This window comes from Plantactinospora sp. WMMB782 (genome assembly GCF_049179135.1).
In the GTDB taxonomy this organism is placed as follows: domain Bacteria; phylum Actinomycetota; class Actinomycetes; order Mycobacteriales; family Micromonosporaceae; genus Plantactinospora.
Map to the genome: position 1 here is coordinate 5,945,459 of NZ_JBMHMC010000007.1, position 20,664 is coordinate 5,966,122.

The 20,664-nt window shown below is 72.5% G+C and carries 13 protein-coding genes; 9 read left to right on the forward strand and 4 right to left on the reverse strand.

Annotation, left to right across the window (positions count from 1 at the left end; genetic code table 11):
* Window positions 1-115: 115 nt before the first annotated feature.
* The 3 genes from ACN28A_RS28575 to ACN28A_RS28585 all read left to right on the forward strand — a co-directional run bounded on the left by ACN28A_RS28575 (window position 116) and on the right by ACN28A_RS28585 (window position 4,402).
* Window positions 116-766: an NADPH-dependent F420 reductase gene (locus ACN28A_RS28575; protein WP_421400196.1), complete on the forward strand. Its 651-nt coding sequence runs from the start codon at window positions 116-118 to the stop codon at window positions 764-766.
* A gap of 447 nt (window positions 767-1,213) precedes the next feature.
* The gene (locus ACN28A_RS28580) at window positions 1,214-3,538 is read left to right on the forward strand and encodes a rhamnogalacturonan lyase (RefSeq protein ID WP_421400199.1); all 2,325 of its coding nucleotides are present in this window, start codon (window positions 1,214-1,216) and stop codon (window positions 3,536-3,538) included.
* Between the two features lie 147 nt (window positions 3,539-3,685).
* Complete coding sequence (locus tag ACN28A_RS28585) at window positions 3,686-4,402, forward strand: hypothetical protein (protein ID WP_421400202.1); 717 nt, start codon at window positions 3,686-3,688, stop codon at window positions 4,400-4,402.
* A gap of 136 nt (window positions 4,403-4,538) precedes the next feature.
* Here the strand turns inward: ACN28A_RS28585 and ACN28A_RS28590 are convergent, their stop codons facing one another.
* Entirely contained in the window at window positions 4,539-5,552 is a 1,014-nt protein-coding gene (locus tag ACN28A_RS28590; protein ID WP_421400205.1) for a DUF5954 family protein, read from the reverse strand.
* 460 nt (window positions 5,553-6,012) lie between these two features.
* Between ACN28A_RS28590 and ACN28A_RS28595 the strand changes: the two genes are divergently transcribed.
* The gene (locus ACN28A_RS28595; RefSeq protein WP_421400208.1) at window positions 6,013-9,774 is read left to right on the forward strand and encodes a CARDB domain-containing protein; all 3,762 of its coding nucleotides are present in this window, start codon (window positions 6,013-6,015) and stop codon (window positions 9,772-9,774) included.
* Between the two features lie 106 nt (window positions 9,775-9,880).
* On the opposite strand, the gene ACN28A_RS28600 is transcribed toward ACN28A_RS28595, so the two are convergent.
* On the reverse strand, window positions 9,881-10,573 hold the full coding sequence (locus ACN28A_RS28600) for a hypothetical protein (protein ID WP_421400211.1): 693 nt from the start codon (window positions 10,571-10,573) through the stop codon (window positions 9,881-9,883).
* 621 nt (window positions 10,574-11,194) lie between these two features.
* Here ACN28A_RS28600 and ACN28A_RS28605 point away from each other — a divergent pair.
* Window positions 11,195-11,791 carry an O-methyltransferase gene (locus tag ACN28A_RS28605; RefSeq protein WP_421400213.1) on the forward strand — a complete coding sequence of 199 codons (597 nt, stop codon included), beginning with the start codon at window positions 11,195-11,197 and terminating at the stop codon, window positions 11,789-11,791.
* Window positions 11,792-11,975: 184 nt separating this feature from the next.
* Window positions 11,976-13,184, forward strand: a complete 1,209-nt coding sequence (locus tag ACN28A_RS28610; RefSeq protein ID WP_421400216.1) for a PHB depolymerase family esterase — start codon at window positions 11,976-11,978, stop codon at window positions 13,182-13,184.
* Between the two features lie 130 nt (window positions 13,185-13,314).
* Here the strand turns inward: ACN28A_RS28610 and ACN28A_RS28615 are convergent, their stop codons facing one another.
* On the reverse strand, window positions 13,315-14,328 hold the full coding sequence (locus tag ACN28A_RS28615; RefSeq protein ID WP_421400218.1) for a sigma-70 family RNA polymerase sigma factor: 1,014 nt from the start codon (window positions 14,326-14,328) through the stop codon (window positions 13,315-13,317).
* 150 nt (window positions 14,329-14,478) lie between these two features.
* On the opposite strand from ACN28A_RS28615, the gene ACN28A_RS28620 reads away from it, so the two are divergent.
* The 3 genes from ACN28A_RS28620 to ACN28A_RS28630 all read left to right on the forward strand — a co-directional run bounded on the left by ACN28A_RS28620 (window position 14,479) and on the right by ACN28A_RS28630 (window position 17,199).
* Window positions 14,479-15,117: a maleylpyruvate isomerase family mycothiol-dependent enzyme gene (locus ACN28A_RS28620; protein WP_421400221.1), complete on the forward strand. Its 639-nt coding sequence runs from the start codon at window positions 14,479-14,481 to the stop codon at window positions 15,115-15,117.
* 138 nt (window positions 15,118-15,255) lie between these two features.
* Complete coding sequence (locus ACN28A_RS28625; RefSeq protein ID WP_421400224.1) at window positions 15,256-15,948, forward strand: RraA family protein; 693 nt, start codon at window positions 15,256-15,258, stop codon at window positions 15,946-15,948.
* Between the two features lie 111 nt (window positions 15,949-16,059).
* On the forward strand, window positions 16,060-17,199 hold the full coding sequence (locus ACN28A_RS28630) for a cation diffusion facilitator family transporter (RefSeq protein ID WP_421400226.1): 1,140 nt from the start codon (window positions 16,060-16,062) through the stop codon (window positions 17,197-17,199).
* Window positions 17,200-17,347: 148 nt separating this feature from the next.
* Here ACN28A_RS28630 and ACN28A_RS28635 read toward each other — a convergent pair whose 3' ends face one another.
* Entirely contained in the window at window positions 17,348-20,518 is a 3,171-nt protein-coding gene (locus ACN28A_RS28635; protein WP_421400229.1) for an AfsR/SARP family transcriptional regulator, read from the reverse strand.
* Window positions 20,519-20,664 lie beyond the last annotated feature (146 nt).

Genomic DNA, 20,664 nt, shown 5'->3' on the forward strand with positions numbered 1-20,664 from the left:
CCGGGAGCGCCGTTATTATTGACGCGTCAACGAGATGGGGGGCGGCCGTGCGGGAACTGCGAGACGGCCCGCGCCGCCACCACGCCCCCACCCGCGCGGTGGGAACTCCCCGGTCATGACCGGATCGCAGCTGCCCCGGATCGCCGTACTCGGCGCCGGACACGTCGGGCCGGTGATCGCCCGGGTCGCCGTCGCCGCCGGTCATCCGGTGACCATCGCCGCCTCCGGTGACCCGGAGCGGATCGCCCTGATCACCCAGATCCTGGTGCCGGGCGCCGAGCCGCGCTGGGCCGCCGACGCGGTACGGGATGCCGACCTCGTGGTGCTGGCGATCCCGTTGCACCGGTTCGCGGACTTCGACCCGGGACTGGTCGCCGGCAAGCTGGTCGTCGACACGATGAACTACTGGCCGCCGACCGACGGCGTACAGGCGCTCTTCGAGGATCCCCGGTACGGCAGCAGCGAGATCGTGGCGCACCGGCTGGACCGGTCGACGGTGGTGAAGACCTTCAACCACGCCGGCTACCACCAACTCGAGGAGGAGCGCCGACCGGCGGGGCACCCGGAGCGGCGCGCACTCGGGGTGGCCGCCGACGACAAGGGTGCGGCGGACCTGGTCGCCGAGGTCGTCGAGCGGATCGGGTACGACGCCGTCCTGCTGGACAGCCTCGGTGCGGGCCGGCTGCTCGAACCGGGTGGTCCGGTCTTCGGTGCCTCGTTGCGCCGCCCCGAGTTCGAACTCGCCGTCCGCGGCGTACCGCGCTAGTGCACTGACTTCGAAGGTTGATCGGGTAACCGGTACTTCCAGGTATCTGCGCCGGCGATCTCCCGGCGTCGGGTGCGGAGCCGGGAGACTCGCCGGGGAGACTGTCGAGCTGCCCCGCCTGTGCACCCAGCTCGACAGTCTCCGCGCCGACCACCCCCGCTCGGCCGCCGGGTCGCTCACGTGGTTGGCCGGCCGTCCGCCCAACGATGCCGGTGCCATGTCACAGCGCCTCGAACCGTGATCAGGCCACACCAGAGGGTTACCCCCAGTCCACCTCCGAAGACGAGGCGCCAGGCGGTACCCCGGTGGCCGTACCCGGCATCCCGACCGTCGTCCCACCTTGACAAGTTCGCCGGACATCGAGAATTCTCGGGGAGTTGTATCGTTTCAGCCCGGTCGCACGCCGCCCCACCCGCAGGATCGGGTCGAACCCCACATTGGAGACCCATGACATCTCGAACCAGGGGAGGCCGGCCGATCGCCGTGCTGTCCCGGGCACTCGTCGCGGGCATCTCGGTGACCGTCCTGCTGGTCGGCAGTCCGGCGGCGGTCTCCGCCCGGCCGGGCGGCGGGCAGCCCGGCACCGGACCCCGCCTCGAACGGCTCGACCGCGGCCTCGTCGCGGTCCCCACCACCGACGGAGTCTTCCTCAGCTGGCGGCTGCTCGGCGCCGAGGCGACCGGGCACGGCGCTGCCGGCCTGACCGGCACCGACTTCGCGGTCTACCGGGACGGGCGGCGGATCGGCACCGTCACCGACAGCACCAACTACCTCGACCGGGCCGGCACCGCCACCGCCGGCTACCAGGTCGCGCCGGTCGTCCGGGGCCGGACGGGTGCCCGGAGTGCCGCCGTCAGGCCGTGGGCCGAGGGCCACCGCGACCTGCCGCTGCGCAAGCCGGCCGACGGGGTGACCCCGACCGGCGAGGCGTACACCTATTCGGCGAACGACATGAGCGTCGGCGACGTCGACGGCGACGGGCAGTACGAGTACGTCGTCAAGTGGGACCCGTCGAACTCCAAGGACGTCTCCCAGGTCGGCTACACCGGCGAGGTTTACCTCGACACCTACGAACTCGACGGCACCCTGCTGCACCGTGTCTCGCTCGGGGTCAACATCCGGGCCGGGGCGCACTACACGCAGTTCCTGGTCTACGACTTCGACGGCGACAACCGCGCCGAGATGATGCTGAAGACCGCTCCCGGCAGCAAGGTCACCCGGTACGACAGGCACGGCCGGGTGGTCTCCGAGCGGTACGTGACGATGCCCCGCGAGGACGTCCGGGCCGGGTACGCGCACACCGACGACTACCGGCTCAGCCCGGAGGAGTACCGGCAGAAGCTCGTCGACCTCTTCCTCGGCTGGCACCGGCACCCGGAGGTGGTGGCCGGGCGCTGGCCGGCGACCCTGGAACAGGCCTTCGGGATCGCCCCGACCTACAGCTACCCGCTGTCCCGCCCCGACGCCGAGGCGCTCGTCGACCACTTCCTCGACGTCTATGCCCCGGCCCGCAGCACCCGCAACGTGCTGCGGTCGTTCCAGGGTTTCGTAGTGGACGGGCCGGAGTACCTGACCGTCTTCGACGGGGCGACCGGCCGCGAGTTGCAGACGGTCCGCTACAAGCCCGGCCGGCACGACGACGGGCTGATGTGGGGCGACTACGCGATGAGCCGGATCGAGCCGGGCAACCGGGTCGACCGTTTCCTGGCCGGGGTGGCCTATCTGGACGGCAGGCACCCGTCGGCGGTCTTCGCCCGGGGCTACTACACCCGGGCGACCCTTGTGGCGTACCGCTGGGACGGCCGGCGACTGCGCGAGGACTGGTACGTCGACAGCGGCTGGGTGCCGATGTCGAACCCGTTCAACGACGGCCCGCACGGCCGGGAGGGAACCGACCCGGAGTACGGCACCCTGACCACCCAGGGCGCGCACTCGCTCTCCGTCGCCGACGTGGACGCCGACGGTAGGCAGGAGATCGTCTACGGCGGCGCCACCATCGACCACGACGGCAGCCTGCTCTACAGCTCCTACGGCATCCTGCCGCCGGGCAGCGCCAACCCGGGTGCCCGGGCGAAGGTGGGACACGGCGACGCCCTGCACGTCACCGACATCGACCCGGCCCGTCCCGGGCTGGAGATCTTCATGGTGCACGAGGGCGCCTCCGGCGCGCCGTACGGTTACGCGCTGCGGGACGCCCGCACCGGTGAGGTGGTCTACGGCGGATACACCGGGGTGGACACCGGGCGTGGCATGGTCGGCGACGTGGTGCCGGCCGAGCCGGGGCTGGAGACCTGGGCGACGGTGGTCGGCGGCCAGCCGGACGGTCCCGGGCTGCGCACCGCGGACGGCGAGCTGCTCGGTACCGTCATCCCGGGCACCAACCAGAGCATCCGGTGGGCGGCCGACATGACCACCCAGATCGTGAACGGTGCCGGAGAGGTGACCCCGACGATCGACGACTGGCAGCGGGGCCGGCTGCTGACCGCCGAGGGCACCCGGACCAACAACGGGACGAAGGGCAACCCGGGCCTGGTCGCCGACGTGCTCGGCGACTGGCGCGAGGAGATGCTGGTCCGCACCGTGGACAGTTCGGCGGTCCGGATCTACCTGAGTACCGAGCTGACCGACCGCAAGCTCTACACGCTCATGCACGATCCGCAGTACCGGGTCGAGGTGGCGCGGCAGCAGACGACGTACAACCAGCCGTCGTACCCGAGCTTCTATCTCGGCTCGGACCTCGACTGGTCCCGGGTGCCGCTACCGGGCCGCTGACCAGCGGCCGGGAGCGGCCCGACCCGGTCGGGACCCGGCGCTCCGGTGGGAGCGCCGGGTTCCGGCGTCCCGGCTGCGCAACACGGGTACGTCCGGCGGGAACCGGACGGCCGGCGTGTGGCTCGTCCCCGGTGGAGGTGGTCGACGATGCGTACCCGTCGGATGCTCGCCGCGCTCGCCGCGACGCTTGTCGGGCTGGCCGGCACCCTGCTGCTCGCCCCGGCGCCGGCCCGGGCCGGCAACTGGGCCGCGACGCTGCTGGATCCGCTGCCGGAGCGGCTGGAACCCGGCCGGGCCTACACCGTCGGGCTCTGGGTGCTCCAGCACGGCTTCCACCCCTACGAGGGCGAGCTCGGCCCGGTGGCGCTACGGCTGACCGACGGAAGCGGCACCTCGGTGTCGTTTCCCGCGTCGGCGTTGCCGGAGCCGGCGCACTACGCGGCGGCGGTCGCCGTGCCGCGGGCCGGAACCTGGGAGGTGACCGCCGTGCAGGGCGAGTTCGCCGACTACCGGATCGGCACCCTCACCGTCCCCGGCGCGCTGGAGGTGTTCCGCGTTCCGGCCCCGCTCCAGCCGGCCGAGACCGCGAAACACTGGCCGGGTGCGATCCGACCGCCGGAGCTTCCGGTCGACCCCGAGCGCAACCCGTTCGCGCTGGACCCGGTGCCGGCGCAGGGGAGCGAGGTCGCCCCGGCAGCCGCCGAGGCGAGCGCCGGGGCGGTCCCCCCGGCCGGATCGGAGCGGGCCACCTCGCGGCGGGCGCTGGTGGTCGCCGGCACCCTGCTCGCCGTGGCGCTTGTCGGCCTCGGGATCGCCGCCGGTCGCCGCCGGCTGCGCCGCACCGGCCGGCCCAGCACCACCTGACACTCTCTGCCATCCGGCCGAACACCAGCGCCTGGCGCTGCCATCCGGCCGAGCACCGGCCGAGGCTTCCATCGACCCCGGCGACAGCACCAGACTGTTCCACCGGCCCAGCGCCACGCCGGCACTGATCGCCGGTTCAGTCCGGGTCGGGCAGCAGGCCCTGCTCGCGCAGTTGCTGGCAGTGCAGCTCCGGTGGCGGCTCCGGGTCCCAGTCGGACGGTCGGGGGCCCTCCGGGCCGTCGGCTCCGACCCGGACGAACCGTTCCACCCGGGTTATCCGGCAGCGCACACCCCGGATCTCGAACTCGTCCGTGACCGGTGACTCGAACTCCTCCAACGCCCGGGCGTAGGCGGCCCGGATCTCCTCCAGCGAGGCGTCCTCGTGCGGCACGATGTCGCTGAACCGCAGGAACGCGGAGTCGCGGGCCGCCTGCGGCGTGGGATAGGTGCTGAAGGAGCGGGGCTGCCAGGCGCCGTCGACGTACTCGCCGATGGTGAAGCAGACCGGCAGCAGCACCACGTTCGGGTGGCTGGCCAGCGCCCGGCGGGAGTCGGTCCGTACCTCGTCGGGCACGATGCCGGCCTTGTGGAACGCGGGGACCATCTCGATCCGCAGCAGCCCGTCGGAGAGGCCGGTGCTGGCGGCCGGGTCGACGACGAATCCCTCCTCCTGGGCCGGGACCTCGCGGGTGCTGCCGGACGGATACGGGTCGGGGTCGGTGGGGCGGGGCGGTTCGGGCCCGTCCGGTCCCATCCGGACGAACGGCTGGGCGCGGATGATCCGGTAACGCCGGCCGTGCACGGTGAGGTCGTCGACCGCCTCCCAGTCGAGCAGCCGGATCGCCTCCTGGTACTCCCGCCGCTCGACCGCGTGTTCGGCGGCCTCGGGTGTCTCGCCGCGCAGCCGCCGGAAGTACGAGCCGAGACCGTCCCGACTGCCCTGGGGCCGGTCGCCGCCGAGGTTGAGGATCCGCCACCGGCCGACGGTCTCCTCCACCGCGTAACCGAAGACCGGGGCGCCCCACATCAGTTTCGGGTAGGCGAGTGACCGACGCCGGGCGTCGTCCTCGGAGACCGCCGACACCGGGTCGGTCCGCTGGGTGATCCGGATCAGCAGGTGATCCGGCACCCGCCCACCGTGGTGACTCATGCACGCAGTGTGCCCCGGGCGTACTGGATACGCAGCCCTCCGCACTCCGCGAATGTTGGTACAGATGCTGGCGGGAGCGCCTCCCGACAGTTCCGAACTTCGACACCTAGCCTCCTAGGACGCCTTACGGGGTGTGCTCCCCGCCTCCCAGAACTTGTGTACGGGCAGTTGCATCGATCGGGGTGGAAGCGTTGACGGCCCGGAAGCGCGCCGGTAACCTTTGGCCAACCTCCTGAAAGAACAGAACAGTCTACTGCTCTATTTGTTACTAGCAGACGGAACTTCCGTACGGCGGTCCGACTCAGCTCCGCTGGGCGGAGCGACTCGATCCCGCCAGCTGGTGAACCGATCGGCGCTCACCTCCAGGGAACCGGCCCACACCCACACCCCCGCCCCGCCCCCGCCGCCGCGCGGATGGCCCGGCCACCCGCGCAACCGTCCCGCACCAAGAAGGACAGTGATGAGACGCTCCCATCTGGTCCCTGCGACGGCGGCGACGGTCGCCGCCGTCATGATCGCCACCCTGGGCCTGTCGACGCCCGCCGCACACGCGGCCGGCGCACCGCCGTTCGCCCAGCAGCAGGCGGTCGCGGCCCAACCGGCGACCCGGCCCGACCTGCCGACCGCCCTGGCCGAGGTCAACCTCGCCCGTGGCCGCCCCACCCGGGCGAGTGGCCACGCCGACGTCTACGACCCGTCCCGGGCGGTCGACGGCAACCAGGGCAGCTACTGGGAGAGCGTCAACCACGCCTTTCCGGGCTGGCTCCAGGTCGACCTCGGCCCGGCCGTACCGGTCCACCGGGTCGTCCTGAAGCTGCCGACCGGCGGCTGGGGCACCCGGACCCAGACGCTGAGCGTGCGGGGCAGCACCGACGGGTCGTCCTTCACCGACCTGGCGGCGTCCCGGACGTACACCTTCGACCCGGCGGTCGACGGCAACGCGGTGACGATCACCTTCACCGAAGCCAGCATCCGCTACCTCCGGGTCACCGTCACCGCGAACAGCGGCTGGCCGGCCGGGCAACTCGCCGAACTGGAGGTCTACGGCCCGGCCGGCGGCGGCACCGACACCACCCCGCCGAGCACGCCCGGCACGCTCCGCTACACCCAGTCCGGTACGACGATCACGCTGAACTGGGGCGCCTCGACCGACAACGCCGGCGGCAGCGGCCTGGCCGGCTACCACGTCTACCGCAACGGTGCCCAGGTGGCCTCGCTCGGCACCGTCACCAGCTACACCGACACCCAGCCGACCGACACCACCGTGTCGTACCACGTCCGGGCCCGGGACGTGGCGGGCAACCTCTCCGGCAACAGCAACACCGTAACCCGGACCGGTAGCCAGCCGCCCGGCTGCACGAACGTCGCCCGGGGCAGGCCGGCCACCGCGAGCGGCTCGACCTTCACCTTCGTACCCGCCAACGCCGTGGACGGGTCGCTCGGCACGTACTGGGAGGGTGCGCCGGGCTATCCGCAGACCCTGACCGTGGCGCTCGGCGCCAACCACGCGATCACGGCGGTACGGGTGAAACTGAACCCGGACCCGAGCTGGGGCACCCGTACCCAGCAGATCCAGGTGCTCGGCCGGGACCAGGCGGCGACGGCGTACACCGGCCTGGTGCCGGCGGCGAACCACCAGTTCGTGCAGGGCGACAACGCGGTGACGATCCCGGTCGCCGCGACCACGGCGGACGTGCAGCTCCGGTTCACCGCCAACACCGGCGCCCCGTCCGGCCAGGTCGCCGAGCTGGAGGTCTGCGGAACACCCGCGCCCAACCCGGACCTGGTGGTCGGCGCGACCACCTGGACGCCGGCCGCGCCGACCGAGACCACCCCGGTCACCCTGTCGGCGACCGTCCGCAACACCGGGTCGGCGTCGTCCGCCGCGACCACCGTCGACGTCAGCCTCGGCGGTACGGTCGTTGGCAGCGCCCCGGTGCCGGCGCTCGCCGCGGGTGCCTCGGCCACGGTGACGGTGAACGCCGGCACCCGGCCGCAGGGCAGCTATCCGGTCACCTCGGTGGTCGACCCGACCAACACGATCGTCGAGCAGAACGACGCCAACAACAGCTTCAGCACAGCGTCGCCGCTGGTCGTCGCCCAGGCTCCCGGCCCGGACCTACAGGTCGTCGGCATCACCACCAGCCCGCCGAACCCGGCGGTCGGCGCGGCGGTCAGCTTCACGGTGGCGGTGCGGAACCGGGGTACCGCCGCGACCGGCGCGACCACTGTCACCCGGGTGACGGTCGGCGGCACCACGCTGAACGCCGACACCCCGTCGATCGCGGCCGGTGCGACAAGCAACGTGGCGATCGGCGGCAGCTGGACGGCCACCAGCGGCGGTGCCACCGTCACCGCCACCGCGGACGCCACCGGCACCGTCGCGGAGACGAACGAGGGGAACAACGTACGCACCCAGTCGATCGTCGTCGGGCGCGGCGCGGCGGTGCCGTACGTGTCGTACGAGGCGGAAGCCGGCCGCTACCAGGGCACCCTGCTGGAAACCGATCCGCTGCGCACCTTCGGGCACACCAACTTCGGCACCGAGTCCTCCGGTCGCCGGTCGGTGCGGCTGAACAGCACCGGCCAGTACGTCGAGTTCACCTCGACCAACGCGGCCAACTCGATCGTGGTGCGCAACTCGATCCCGGACGCGCCGGGCGGCGGTGGCATCGAGGCCACCATCAGCCTGTACGTCAACGACACCTTCCTGCGCAAGCTGACCCTCTCCTCCCGGCACAGCTGGCTGTACGGCAACACCGACGACCCGGAGGGGCTGTCGAACACCCCCGGTGGCGACGCCCGGCGGCTCTTCGACGAGTCGAACGCGCTGCTGAGCCAGTCGTACCCGGCCGGCACCCGGTTCCGGCTCCAGCGGGACAGCGGCGACACGGCAGCCTTCTACGTCATCGACCTGGTCGACCTGGAGCAGGTCGACCCGGCCGCGAGCCAACCGGCCGGCTGCACCTCGATCACGCAGTACGGCGCGGTGCCGAACGACGGGCTCGACGACACCGCCGCGATCCAGCGGGCGGTGACCGACGACCAGAACGGGGTGATCGGCTGCGTCTGGATTCCGCCGGGGCAGTGGCGGCAGGAACAGAAGATCCTCACCGACGACCCGCTGGACCGGGGGCAGTGGAACCAGGTCGGGATCAGCGACGTGACGATCCGGGGTGCCGGGATGTGGCACTCGCAGCTCTACACGCTCACCGAGCCGCATCTGCGGGTCGGTGGGATCAACCATCCGCACGAGGGCAACTTCGGCTTCGACATCGACGACAACACCCAGATCTCCGACCTCGCCATCTTCGGTTCGGGCCGGATCCGGGGCGGGCCGGGCGGTGCCGAGGGCGGCGTGGGGCTCAACGGCCGGTTCGGCCAGGGCACCCGGATCAGCAACGTCTGGATCGAACACGCAAACGTCGGCGTCTGGGTCGGCCGGGACTACGACAACATCCCGGCGCTCTGGGGTCCGGGGGACGGGCTGGACTTCACCGGGATGCGGATCCGCAACACGTACGCCGACGGGATCAACTTCGCCAACGGCACCCGGAACTCGCGGGTCTTCAACTCCTCGTTCCGGAACACCGGTGACGACGCGCTGGCGGTCTGGGCGAGCCGCTACGTCCGGGACCCCTCGGTCGACATCGGCCACTCCAACGCCTTCGTCAACAACACGATCCAGCTTCCGTGGCGGGCCAACGGCATCGCCGTCTACGGCGGTCACGGCAACCGGATCGAGAACAACCTGGTCTACGACACGATGAACTACCCGGGGATCATGCTGGCCACCGACCACGACCCGTTGCCGTTCTCCGGGCAGACGCTCATCGCGAACAACGGCCTCTACCGTACCGGCGGCGCCTTCTGGGGTGAGCAGCAGAGGTTCGGGGCGATCACGCTCTTCCCGGCCACCCGGGACATCGTCGGGGTCACCATCCGGGACACCGAGATCGTCGACTCGACGTACGACGGCATCCAGTTCAAGTCCGGCGGTGGCAACATGCCGCAGGTGGTGGTCAGCAACGTCCGGATCGACCGGTCGAACAACGGGGCCGGGATCCTGGCGATGAACGGGGCGCGGGGCAGCGCCACGCTGTCGAACGTGACCATCACCAACTCGGCCACCGGAAACGTCGTGGTCGAACCGGGGTCGAGCTTCACCGTCACCGGCGCGGCACCGGCCTTCCGGCAACCGCGCAAGCCGGCCGTCGACTGAGGCACCCGGCCGGGCCTGACCGGCCACGGATTGCCCTCGATCCGGGTACGCCGTTGGCCGGGTCCCCTGTGGTGGGGACCCGGCCAGCGGATGGCTCTGTCTGCTCTTAGCTGTTGTTCCAGGCGTCGGCGACGAGGTCGGCTGCCTGGTCCTCCCACTGCGCGTACGCCTGCGGGAACGCCGACACCTGCACCTTCTGCGCCGCCACGGTCAACGGCAGATCCCGCCAACCATCAACCTGCTTCAGGCCCTTCAGGAACGCGGTCGTCGCGTACTCCGGATCGGTGATCTGCTCCACCGAACCCCAACCCGACGACGGACGCTGCTGGAACAACCCCTGCGAGTCATGATCATTCCGGTCACCCAGATGACCCAGGTTCTCCAACTTCGACTCCTGCAGCGAGGTACCCACCGCGATCACCGCGGCACGCTCGTCCATCCCCGCCTTCTTCGTCGCCTTCACGATCGCCCGCACATTCCCGGCCTGCTCGGCCGACAGGTCGATCCGCGACTGCTCACCCTGCACACCACGCGGCACCAACCGGTCCCGCGACGGCTTACCCTTACGATCCTTCTTGTCGCTCTTCTTCTCACCCTTGTCGCCCTTGTGGTCCTTGTCGGCCATCACCGACTGCGACACCGGCGAACCGACATGCTCCGGGGCCGCCTGCGCCGCCACCGCGGGGCCGGCCACAGCGCCGCCGACGAACGCCAGACCAGCCACACCCAGCGCACCCTTACGAACGATCGACGTCTTCTCGATGGCCGGAAGCCACCGACTGAACAGCATCGTGTTCATGATGGTCGTCCTTCCAATCGGGGATGAGCACCCACCAGGGGGACGGCAGGCGCCATTGGAAACACAAAGCCCAAAAAGATTCGGTCCGGCCGGACTACCAGCCGCCGCGGGGGACACGGCGCTGCCCGTACTCAACCGAACACCGTATGTAACGACCGGTGGCCCCGGATCATTCCCAGCGCCCAGCCATCAGCCCAACTCTGCCCAGCTCACGGGCGGCGCTACTCGGCCGTACGCGTAATGTAACGACCGACCCCCGGCCAACATTCCAGCCGGACCGACTCGATCACCACCCCGAACCGGACATCCGAACACACCCCCCCACGACCGGCCACGGGCCGGGCGAGTTGTCCGGACGGAGACTGTCGAGCTGCCCCGCCACGCGCCCACCACACCAAACCAACGCCCGGAATGTCGCGCCCCGTCCACGCACCCAGCTCGACAGTCTCCGCGCGAGGTATCACCCAGCCAGTCGGCCAACCGGCGGCAGGCAGGTCATGGACCGGCTGACGTGGGTCGCCGTGGTGGATGACCTCGCGGGCGCTTGTCGGGGCGCTGGAGCGGGACGCGGCGGAGGTGATTACGGTTTGGGCTGGTAACCAAGAGGCGGGAGGTGTCGGTGTGTCCAGTCGAGGGACCGCGAGCTATGTCGGGGTGACCGGGCTGCCGTCGATCGTGTCGGCGGCGGTCGCGCTCGCCGAGGAGTTGGATTTTCCGTGTTCGTGCCGGCTCGAGCAGGGGCGGCTGTTGACCGCGCTCGCCGCCGGCGCGACCGGCGCCATCGGCGAGACCGGCACCGGCTGCGGTGTCGGGTTGGCCTGGTTGGTCGCCGGCCGTCGCCCGGGGGTACGGGTGGTTAGCGTCGAGCGGGACGGCGAGCGGGCCGCACGGGTGGCCCGGCTCTTCGCCGAGATTCCGGACGTGGAGGTCGTCTCCGGCGACTGGACGCTGATCGAGGGATACGGTCCGTTCGACCTGCTGGTGCTCGACGGTGGCGGAAACGGGAAGCAGGGCGCGGCGGCCGATCCCGTGCGGCTGCTCCGGCCGGGTGGCACGGTCGTGGTCGACGATTTCACGCCGCTGACCGGGTGGCCGCCGATGCTCGGTCCGGCGCCGGACGCGGCCCGGCTGGGCTGGCTCCGACATCCGGCGTTGCTGGCCACCGAGGTCCGGCTGGCACCGGACCTCGCAACGGTGCTCGGCACCCGCCGCCCCTGACCCGCCACAGTGCTCGGCAGCTATCGCCCTGACCGGCGGTCCGCCGTCGGGCTGCCATGGCGACCGTCATCACTTCGATCTCCGGAAATGTGTGACCGGAGGCCATGTCGGCGGTTCGTCTTCCGGTCGTAACGTCGCGGCAACTTCAGCGTGATCCAGCGCACACCACCGCCGGAGGCTCACCATGCGCCGCAGACCCGTCCTGGCCCGCCTCGTGCGGGCCGCCCTCGTGCCCGTACTCGCCGCGGTGGGAGTGCTCGCCGTCGCCGGGCCCGCCAAGGCCGCCACCTTCGGTCAGGTGACCGGCTTCGGCTCCAACCCCGGCAACCTCACCATGTACGCCTACCGCCCGGACAACCTGCCCGGCAACGCAGCCGCCGTGGTCCTGCTGCACGGCTGCGCCCAGAACGCCAACGGCTACTTCAGCAACTCCGGCTGGCGCAAGTACGCCGACCAGTGGGGGTTCGCGCTGATCGTGCCGGAGCAGAAGTCGGCGAACAACTCCACCTCATGCTTCAACTGGTTCGAGCCGGGTGACACCGCCCGGGGCCAGGGCGAGGCGCTCTCCGTCAAGCAGATGGTCGACCACGCCCGCGCCAGCTTCGGCATCGCCGCCAACCGGGTCTACGTCAGCGGCCTCTCCGCCGGTGGTGCGATGGCGGCGGCGATGCTCGCCAGCTATCCGGACACCTTCGCGGCCGGCTCGATCGTCGCGGGCATCCCCTACCGCTGCGCCACCAGCATGGTCAACGCGTTCAGCTGCATGAACCCGGGCGTCGACCGCAGCCCGGCGCAGTGGGGCGACCTGGTCCGGCAGGCGTACCCGGGCTACTCCGGCGCCCGGCCTAAGGTGGCGATCTGGCACGGCACCGCCGACTACACCGTCGGCACCGTCAACGCCATCGAGTCACGCGACCAGTGGACGAACGTGCTCGGCGTGTCGCAGACCCCGACCGGCACCTCCAGCCTGCCCGGCGGCACCACCCTGGAGACCTACGGCGCCGACCAGGTGCGCCTCTACCGGGTCGCCGGGATGGGCCACGGCACCCCGGTCGATCCGGGCTCCGGCGCCGACCAGTGCGGGACCGCTGCCGCGTACTTCCTCGACACCATCTGCTCGGCGTACCGGGACGCGGTCTTCTTCGGACTCGGCACCGGCACCGACCCTGGTGATCCCGGCGATCCCGGCGACCCGGGAGATCCCGGCGATCCGGGTGAGGACCCGGTCTGCGTCACCGCCAGCAACTACGCGCACGTGCAGGCCGGCCGCGCCTACCAGTCCGGCGGGTACGCCTACGCGCTCGGCTCGGGCACCCGGATGGGGCTCTACAACGTCTTCGCCAGCACGACGCTGCGGCAGACCGGCCCGAACCACTGGGTGATCGGCTGCTGACCGGATCCGGCCGGCGCCTTCCCCCCGAGGTGCCGGCCACCGGTGGCCCGCCCAGCCGAGTCCGCACCCGGCCGGGCACGCGTGTGCCGGATACGGGCTGCGTGTTCCGGACACGGCCGGCGGGCGGAACTCACCGGCCGGCGGGCGGCTCGCCGGGTGGGCCGAGGAGGGTGACCATCCGGTCGGCGTCCAGGAAGGTCGTCAGACCCGCCACCAGCCCGTCGACCACGTCGAGCAGGACCAGCCCGAACGGCAGGTAGCCGCCGTCGGGACCCGGCCGGAGCTGCCAGAACGCCGGTGACCCGTTCGCCGCGACCGGGACCAGCCGGGCGCCCGCGCAGGACGCGGCCGGATTCAGCAGCGCCAGCCGGATCCGGTCCCGGCCCCGCAGCCAGAACCGGAACGGCGGCATCGACATCGTCGCGTCCTCGCGCAGCAGCGCCACCAGCGCCTCGACGTCGTGCCGCTCGAACGCGTCGCAGTACCGGGCCAGCAGGTCGCGCTGGGTCGGGTCGGCCGGCCGGAACGGTTCGCCCGGCGCCTGGTCCACCGCCCGCAGCGTCGTCCTGGCCCGCTGCAACGCGCTGGTCACCGAGGCTACCGTCGTGCCCAGCAGCCGGGCGACCTCCTCGGCCCGCCAGCAGAGTACGTCCCGCAGGATCAGCACCGCCCGTTGCCGGGGCGGCAGGTGCTGCAACGCGGCCACGAAGGCCAGCCGGATCGACTCCCGGCGTACCACCAGTTCCTCCGGGTCGCCGTGCGCCGGCAGTACGGCACCGTCGGAGACCGGCTGCACCAAGAACCGCTCGGGTGCCGGCGCACCGATGTCCGGACCGTCGGCGGCGGGGCCGAGGTCCATCACCAGCGCCCGCCGCTGGGGACTGCGCAGCATGTCGAGGCAGATGTTCGTCGCGATGCGGTAGAGCCAGGTCCGCAGCGAGCCGCGCCGCTCGTCGTACCTGTCGAACGACCGCCAGGCCCGGACCAGCGTCTCCTGGACGGCGTCCTCGGCCTCGAACCCGGAGCCGAGCATCCGGTAGCAGTAACCGGTCAGCTCCGTCCGGAACGGCTCCAGCCGGGTCATCCGCGCGTCCGTCCGCCCCGCCCCCGCGCTCGTCCCCGCCGCTCCCGCGCTCGTCTCCACCGCTCCGACCATACCCAGGCACGCTTCGTCGGTCGGCTCGGCCGAAGACCGGAACCTCACCGGTCTTCGGCCGATGAGTTTCCGGCGCCCGCCCCGTATTCCCGGCAGGGGCGCACCGGTGCCGGTGCGGCCGGAGGAGGAGAAGAGACGATGGACGAGGACCAGGTGTGGGCCGAGGTGCGGGCGGAACGGCGGGAGCAGGTGGAACTGCTCGCCGCCCTCCGCCCCGAGCAGTGGGACGCGGCCACGCTCTGCGCGGGCTGGCGGGTACGCGAGGTCGTCGCGCACACCACGTTGCCGTACCGGACCTCGCTCGGGCGTACCGTGCTGGAACTGCTCAGGGCCCGGGGCAGCTTCGACCGGATGGCGGACCGGTCCGCCCGACGCGACGCCGCCGAGTTACCCGCCGAGCGTCTGCTCGGGTCGCTGCGGGAGAACGTGGCACACCGCTGGACCCCGCCCGGCGGCGGCGCACACGGCGCGCTGTCGCACGACGTGATCCACGGACTCGACATCACGGTGGGACTCGGGCTGGACCGCCGGGTACCGCCGGAACGGGTCGGCCTGGTGCTGTCCGGGATGAAGCCGCGCAACGTCGCCTATTTCGGCGTGGACCTCAGCGGAGTCGCGCTGCACGCCACCGATCTCGACTGGAGTCACGGCTCCGGCGCCGCACTGCGGGGCCTCGCCCAGGACCTGCTGCTCGTACTCTGCGGGCGCCGGCTGCCACCCGGCCGGCTCGACGGCGCGGCGGCGGCCCGATTCTCCGACCAGCCCGCGCCGCGCTGAGCGCGTCGAAGGAAGGGCTTCGAAGGGAGCCACGAGCAGCGAATTGGCCCGGACCACGGTCCGGCGACCGTCGATAGCATCGGCCCTCCGTCGGCGCGCGAGCCCGCCGCCGACCGCAGCCGACCAGGAGGAACCTAGGTGCGCGACGCCTTCGCCGAACTGTCCACCCCACTGGTGGCCGATGCCTGCGTACGCCTTGACGTGCCGCTGCGGGTCGCCCCGCCCGGCATCGCCGCCGTCGTACCCGGGCAGCGCCTCGCCGGACGCGTCCTGCCCGCCCGGCACTACGGCAGCGTTGACGTGTTCCTGGAGGCGCTCGGCAACGCCGGCCCGGGTGACGTCCTCGTCGTCGACAACGGCGGGCGGGTGGACGAGGCGTGTGTCGGCGACCTGATGGTGCTGGAGGCCGTCGCGGCGGGGCTGGCCGGTCTGGTGATCTGGGGCCTGCACCGGGACACCCCGGAACTGGTGGAGATCGGGCTGCCCGTCTTCAGCTACGGCAGCTATCCACCCGGCCCGGTACGGCTCGCCGAAGCCGAGCGGTCCGCCCTGGTCAGCGCGCGGTTCGGCACGCACCTCGTCGACGCGTCGGACATCGTCTTCGCCGACGGCGACGGGGTGCTGTTCGTGCCCGTCGACCGCAGCGACGAGGTGCTGGCGACGGCGGACCGGATCCGACGCACCGAGCGCGACCAGGCCGACCGGATCCGGGCCGGGCAGACGTTGCGTGAGCAGACCGGGTTCGCCGACTATCTTGCCCGGCGTGCCGAGGACCCGGCGTACAGCTTCCGCCGCCACCTGCGCCGGATCGGCGGCGCGATCGAGGAGTAGCACCCGCCAGCCGTGCCAGGCGGTCGCTGTTGCGAAGAGTTGGCACCTGCTTCGTTGTCGCGTGCGTACATGAGCACGTAACCTCCCTTTCGACAGGGAGGGCAGCGGCACATGGACCACGACCACGACCACAGCCACGACCACAGCCATGCCCACCAGCACCGGCACAGCCAGTTCCGGCACAGCCAGTTCCGGCACAGCCAGCACCACAAACCCGGCCGACGGCTGCGGCACCGCCTCGGTCACCTGGTCACCCCGCACTCGCACGACGCCGCCGACAAGGTCGACAGCGCGATGGAGACCTCCCGGGCCGGCCTGCGGGCACTGTGGATCTCGCTCGCAGTCCTCGGGGCCACCGCCGCGGCACAGGCGGTCGTCGTGGCTATGTCCGGCTCGGTGGCGCTGCTCGGCGACACCCTGCACAACGTCGCCGACGCGCTGACCGCACTGCCGCTGGGCATCGCCTTCCTGCTCGGCCGGCGCGCCGCGACCCGGACGTACACCTACGGCTACGGCCGGGCCGAGGACCTGGCCGGGATCGCCATCGTCGCGACAATCGCCGCCTCCGCCGCCTTCGCCGGCCACGAGGCGGTCCGGCGGCTGCTGGCACCGCAGGACGTCCGGCACCTGTCGTACGTCGCCGCCGCCGCGCTGCTCGGCTTCGTCGGCAACGAAGTCGTCGCCCGCTACCGGATCGGCGTCGGGCGGCGGATCGGCTCGGCCGCCCTGGTCGCGGACGGCCTGCACGCCCGCGCCGACGGGTTCACCTCGCTGGCGGTGCTGCTCGGTGCCGGCGGTGCCGCACTGGGCTGGCGCTGGGCGGACCCCCTGGTCGGGCTACTGATCACCGCCGCGATCCTGCTGGTGCTCAGGGATGCCGCCCGGCAGGTCTACCGCCGGTTGATGGACGCCGTCGACCCGGACCTGGTCGACCGGGCCGAGGCGACCCTGCGAGCGGTGCCGGGGGTGCGGCAGGTGACCGGGATACGGATGCGCTGGATCGGCCACCGGTTGCACGCCGAGGCGACCCTGGTGGTCGACGCCGAGCTGAGCCTGCTCCAGGCCCACGAGGTCGCCGCCGACGCCGAACACCAGCTCTGTCACGCCGTACCGCGGCTCACCGGAGCGACCCTGCACACCGACCCGGCCAGCCACGTCGGCGACCACCACCACGCCGAGCTGTCCCACCGGCGCCGGAGCACGCACCGGGCCGGAACGGAACCGCCCGGGACCGCCCCGGACCGGCCGTGACCCAGACAAGCCGGACCAGCACGTACCCGGGCAGGGACGACCGCCGAGCGGCAGCGACGTCAGGACGACGGCCCTAACCGACGCCGGGGTCAGGACGACGGCCCTGACCGACGCCGGGGTCAGGGGCCGTCGCTGAGCGGCGCCGGGGTCAGGACGGCTGGTGGGCGGCGGCGGGGTCGGGACGCTTCTCGAGGTGGGCCAACTCGTCCCCGGAGCCGGTCGCCTCGGGCACCCCGAGCATCCGGTAGAGGGCGCTGGCGGAACTCCGGTGTGTCTCGGCACGCCCGCGGTCACCCCCCGTCAGGTACGCCCGAGCCAGCCCGGCGTGCGCCCGAGCCTGCTCGTGGCTGTCGCCGATCTCGGTGGCCAGGCTGAGCGCGGTGCTGTGCTGCGTCCGGGCCGGACCGAGTCGACCCATCAGGTGCAGGATCTCGCCGAGACTGTTGGTGGCGGAGGCCTCGCCGGCCCGTTCACCGACCCGGCGCAGCAGGGTGAGTGCCTGCTCCACCAGGTCCAGCGCGGTCTCGTGCTCGCCCTGCCGCAGGCGTACCCGGCCGAGGCCGTCCAGCGCCAGCGCCTTGCCGGCCGGGTCGCCGACGGCCTCGAACAGTGCCAGCGCCCGCCGGTGCCGGCCGGCGGCGGTGAGCAGCCGCCCGCCCCGCAGGTGCAGCTCCCCGACGCTGGTCAGCGCGTAAGCCTCCCCGGTCGCGTCGGCGATCCGCCGGCAGAGCACGATCGAGGTACGCAGGTACACCCCCGCCTCACGGTAGTTGCCCTGCCGTAGCAGTACGTGCCCGAGGTTGCCGCCGGCCCGCGTCTCGCCGGCCGGGTCACCGACCCGCCGGCAGAGCAGCAGGGCGGAGCGCAGGGCCTCGGCGGCCTCGTCGTACCGGCCCTGCCGCTGCTGGACGTAACCGAGGTTGCCCAGCGCCCGCGCCTCGGCGGCACTGTCGCCGTTCTCCCGGGCGAGCGTCACCGCCTCGCGAAGCCGGGCGGTCGACGGGGTGTAGCGGCCCTGCTGGGCGTACATCACGGCGAGCCCGGTCAGCAGGTGTGCCTCGGTGACCCGGTCGCCGGCCTGCCGGGCAGCGGCCAGGGCGTGCGTGTGCATCCGTTCGGCCTCGGCGAAGTATCCACCGCTCTCCAGGTAACGCAGCAGGGTCAGGGTCAGCCGTACCGCGTGGGTGGACCGCCCGCGTTCGGCGGCCCGGACGGCCGTGGCGACCAGGGCCGCCCGTTCGGCGTCCAGCCATCCCCGGGCCGCCTGCGGGTCCGGCATCGGCGGTGGCGTCACCGGTGACCTGTCGACGGGCGCCCGGCGGTGCCGTTCCGCCGGGTAGAGCGTGTCGATCGCGGCGGTGACGGCGGCCAGCTCGTAGTCGAAGAGGCGGTCCAGCGCGGCGTCGACCGTCGAGGCGGGCTCGTCGGCCGCGCAGCGTTCGGTCGCGTACGCCCGGAGCAGGTCATGGAAGGTGTACCGGTGGTTGCCGGCGGGCTGCACGAGGTTCGCCCGGGCGAGCGTGTCGAGCAGGTGCCGGGCCGGCTCCGGCTCGGTGTCGAAGAGCGCCGCCGCGGCGTACCTGTCGACGTCCGGCCCGGGGTGCGGGCCCAGCATCCGGAAGGCGCGGGCGGCGCCGGCCGGCAGTTGCTGGTAGGACCAGGAGAGCACGGCCCGCACCCCGGTGCGCGGGTCGCCGCCCGCGTCGAGCAGCCGGAGCCGGTGTTGCTGGTCGGCCAGTTCGGCGACGAGTACCGACAGCGGCGCGGTCGGCCGGGTGAGCACGAGTTCGGCGGCGACGCGCAGTGCCAGCGGCAGGTGGGCGCAGCGTTCGGCGAGCGCGGCGGCGGCGGTCGGTTCCCGGGCGACCCGGTCGCCGAGGGTGTGCCAGAGCAGTTCCACCGAGTCGGCGCTGGACAGCAGACCCAGCTCGATCCGCTCGGCGCCGTCCCGGGCGACCAGCCCGGCCAGGGTGTCCCGGCTGGTGATCAGCGCGGCGCAGGAGGCGCTGCCCGGCAGCAGCGGCCGGGCCTGCTCCACCGAGGCCGCGTTGTCCAGCACGATAAGCATCCGCCGGCCGTCGAGTTCGCTGCGGTACCGGGCCGCGCACTCGTCGAGTTCGAACGGCACCTCGGTGCCGGGCACGCCGAGCGCCCGGAGGAAGCCGGCCAGCGCCTCCTGCGGCGGCATCGGCCGGTCTACGTCGTAGCCACGCAGGTTGACGTAGAGCTGCCCGTCCGGGAAGTGCTGCCGGGCGTGGTGTCCCCAGCGCAGCGCGAGGGCGGTCTTGCCGACTCCGGCGGTCCCGGCGAGCACGACGACCGGAACCCCCGCCCGACGTCGGCGGGGCCCGGCGAGCAGGTCGTCCAACCTGGACTGTTCGGCCGCGCGGCCGCTGAAGCCGGGTACGTCGGCGGGAAGTTGCGCCGGGACCGGCGGCGGGTCGTCCGGCCCGGCCCGGGTGGCGGCCGGCGGCACCGGTGGCGGTCCGGCGGGTTCGGCGGCCCGCAGCGCGGCCCGGTAGGCGTCGGCGAGTTCGGGACCCGGTTCGACGCCCAACTCCTCGACGAGTCGCGACCGGACGGCGCGGTAGACCGCGACGGCCCGGTCCCGCCGGCCGAGCGCGTGGTAGGCCCGGATCAGCAGGGCCTTGGCGGTCTCGTCCAGCGGGCTGCCCGCCGCCACCTCCTCCAGCGCCGGCAGTACGTCGGCGGCCCGCCCGAGTGCGATCATGACCTCGCCGTACCGGCCCACCGCCGACCGGCGTTCCTCGGCGAGTGCGACGACCTTCGGATGTCCGGCCAGCGAGGGTACGTCGACGAGCGGCGCGGCCCGCCACAGTGCGAGGGCCCGCTGCCAGAGCCGGACCGAGCCGGGCAGGTCGTCCCGGCGGTGCGCCTCGGCCGCCGCACCGGCGAGTTCCCGGAACACGCAGAGGTCGAGGTTGCGGGCCGGTACGCCGACCGCGTACCCGTCGCCGACCCGGGGGAGTACGGCGCTGGCGGTGTGCGTGCGACGGTCGGGTTCGAGCAGCCGCCGGAGGTTCTTGACGTGTGTCTGGATCACGTTTGTGGCACTCGGTGGCGGCTCGCCGCCCTCCCAGAGCGCGTCGACGATCTCGGCCCGCGGCATCGGCCGGCCGGCGGCCAGGGCGAGCAGGCCGAGCACGGCCCGTTGACCGGGTGCGGAGAAGGCGATCTCGTGCCCGCCGCGCCAGGCCCGTACCGGGCCGAGGATCTCCAGCCGTACCGTGTCGAGGCCCCCGTCACCCGGGTCCCCGAAAACGCTGACGCCGTACCCGCTCTCGCGAGCTACCACCATGTCGCCCGCCACATGCCTAACAGGGTGGCGCGCGGGCGAAACCGAGGCAAGGGGCTCGATACCGGGAGGCGGCCATCCGACATCGCGACCGGCTGACGGCACCCGGCCGTCAGCCTGACGGCACCCGGCCGTCGACCGGGACCGTC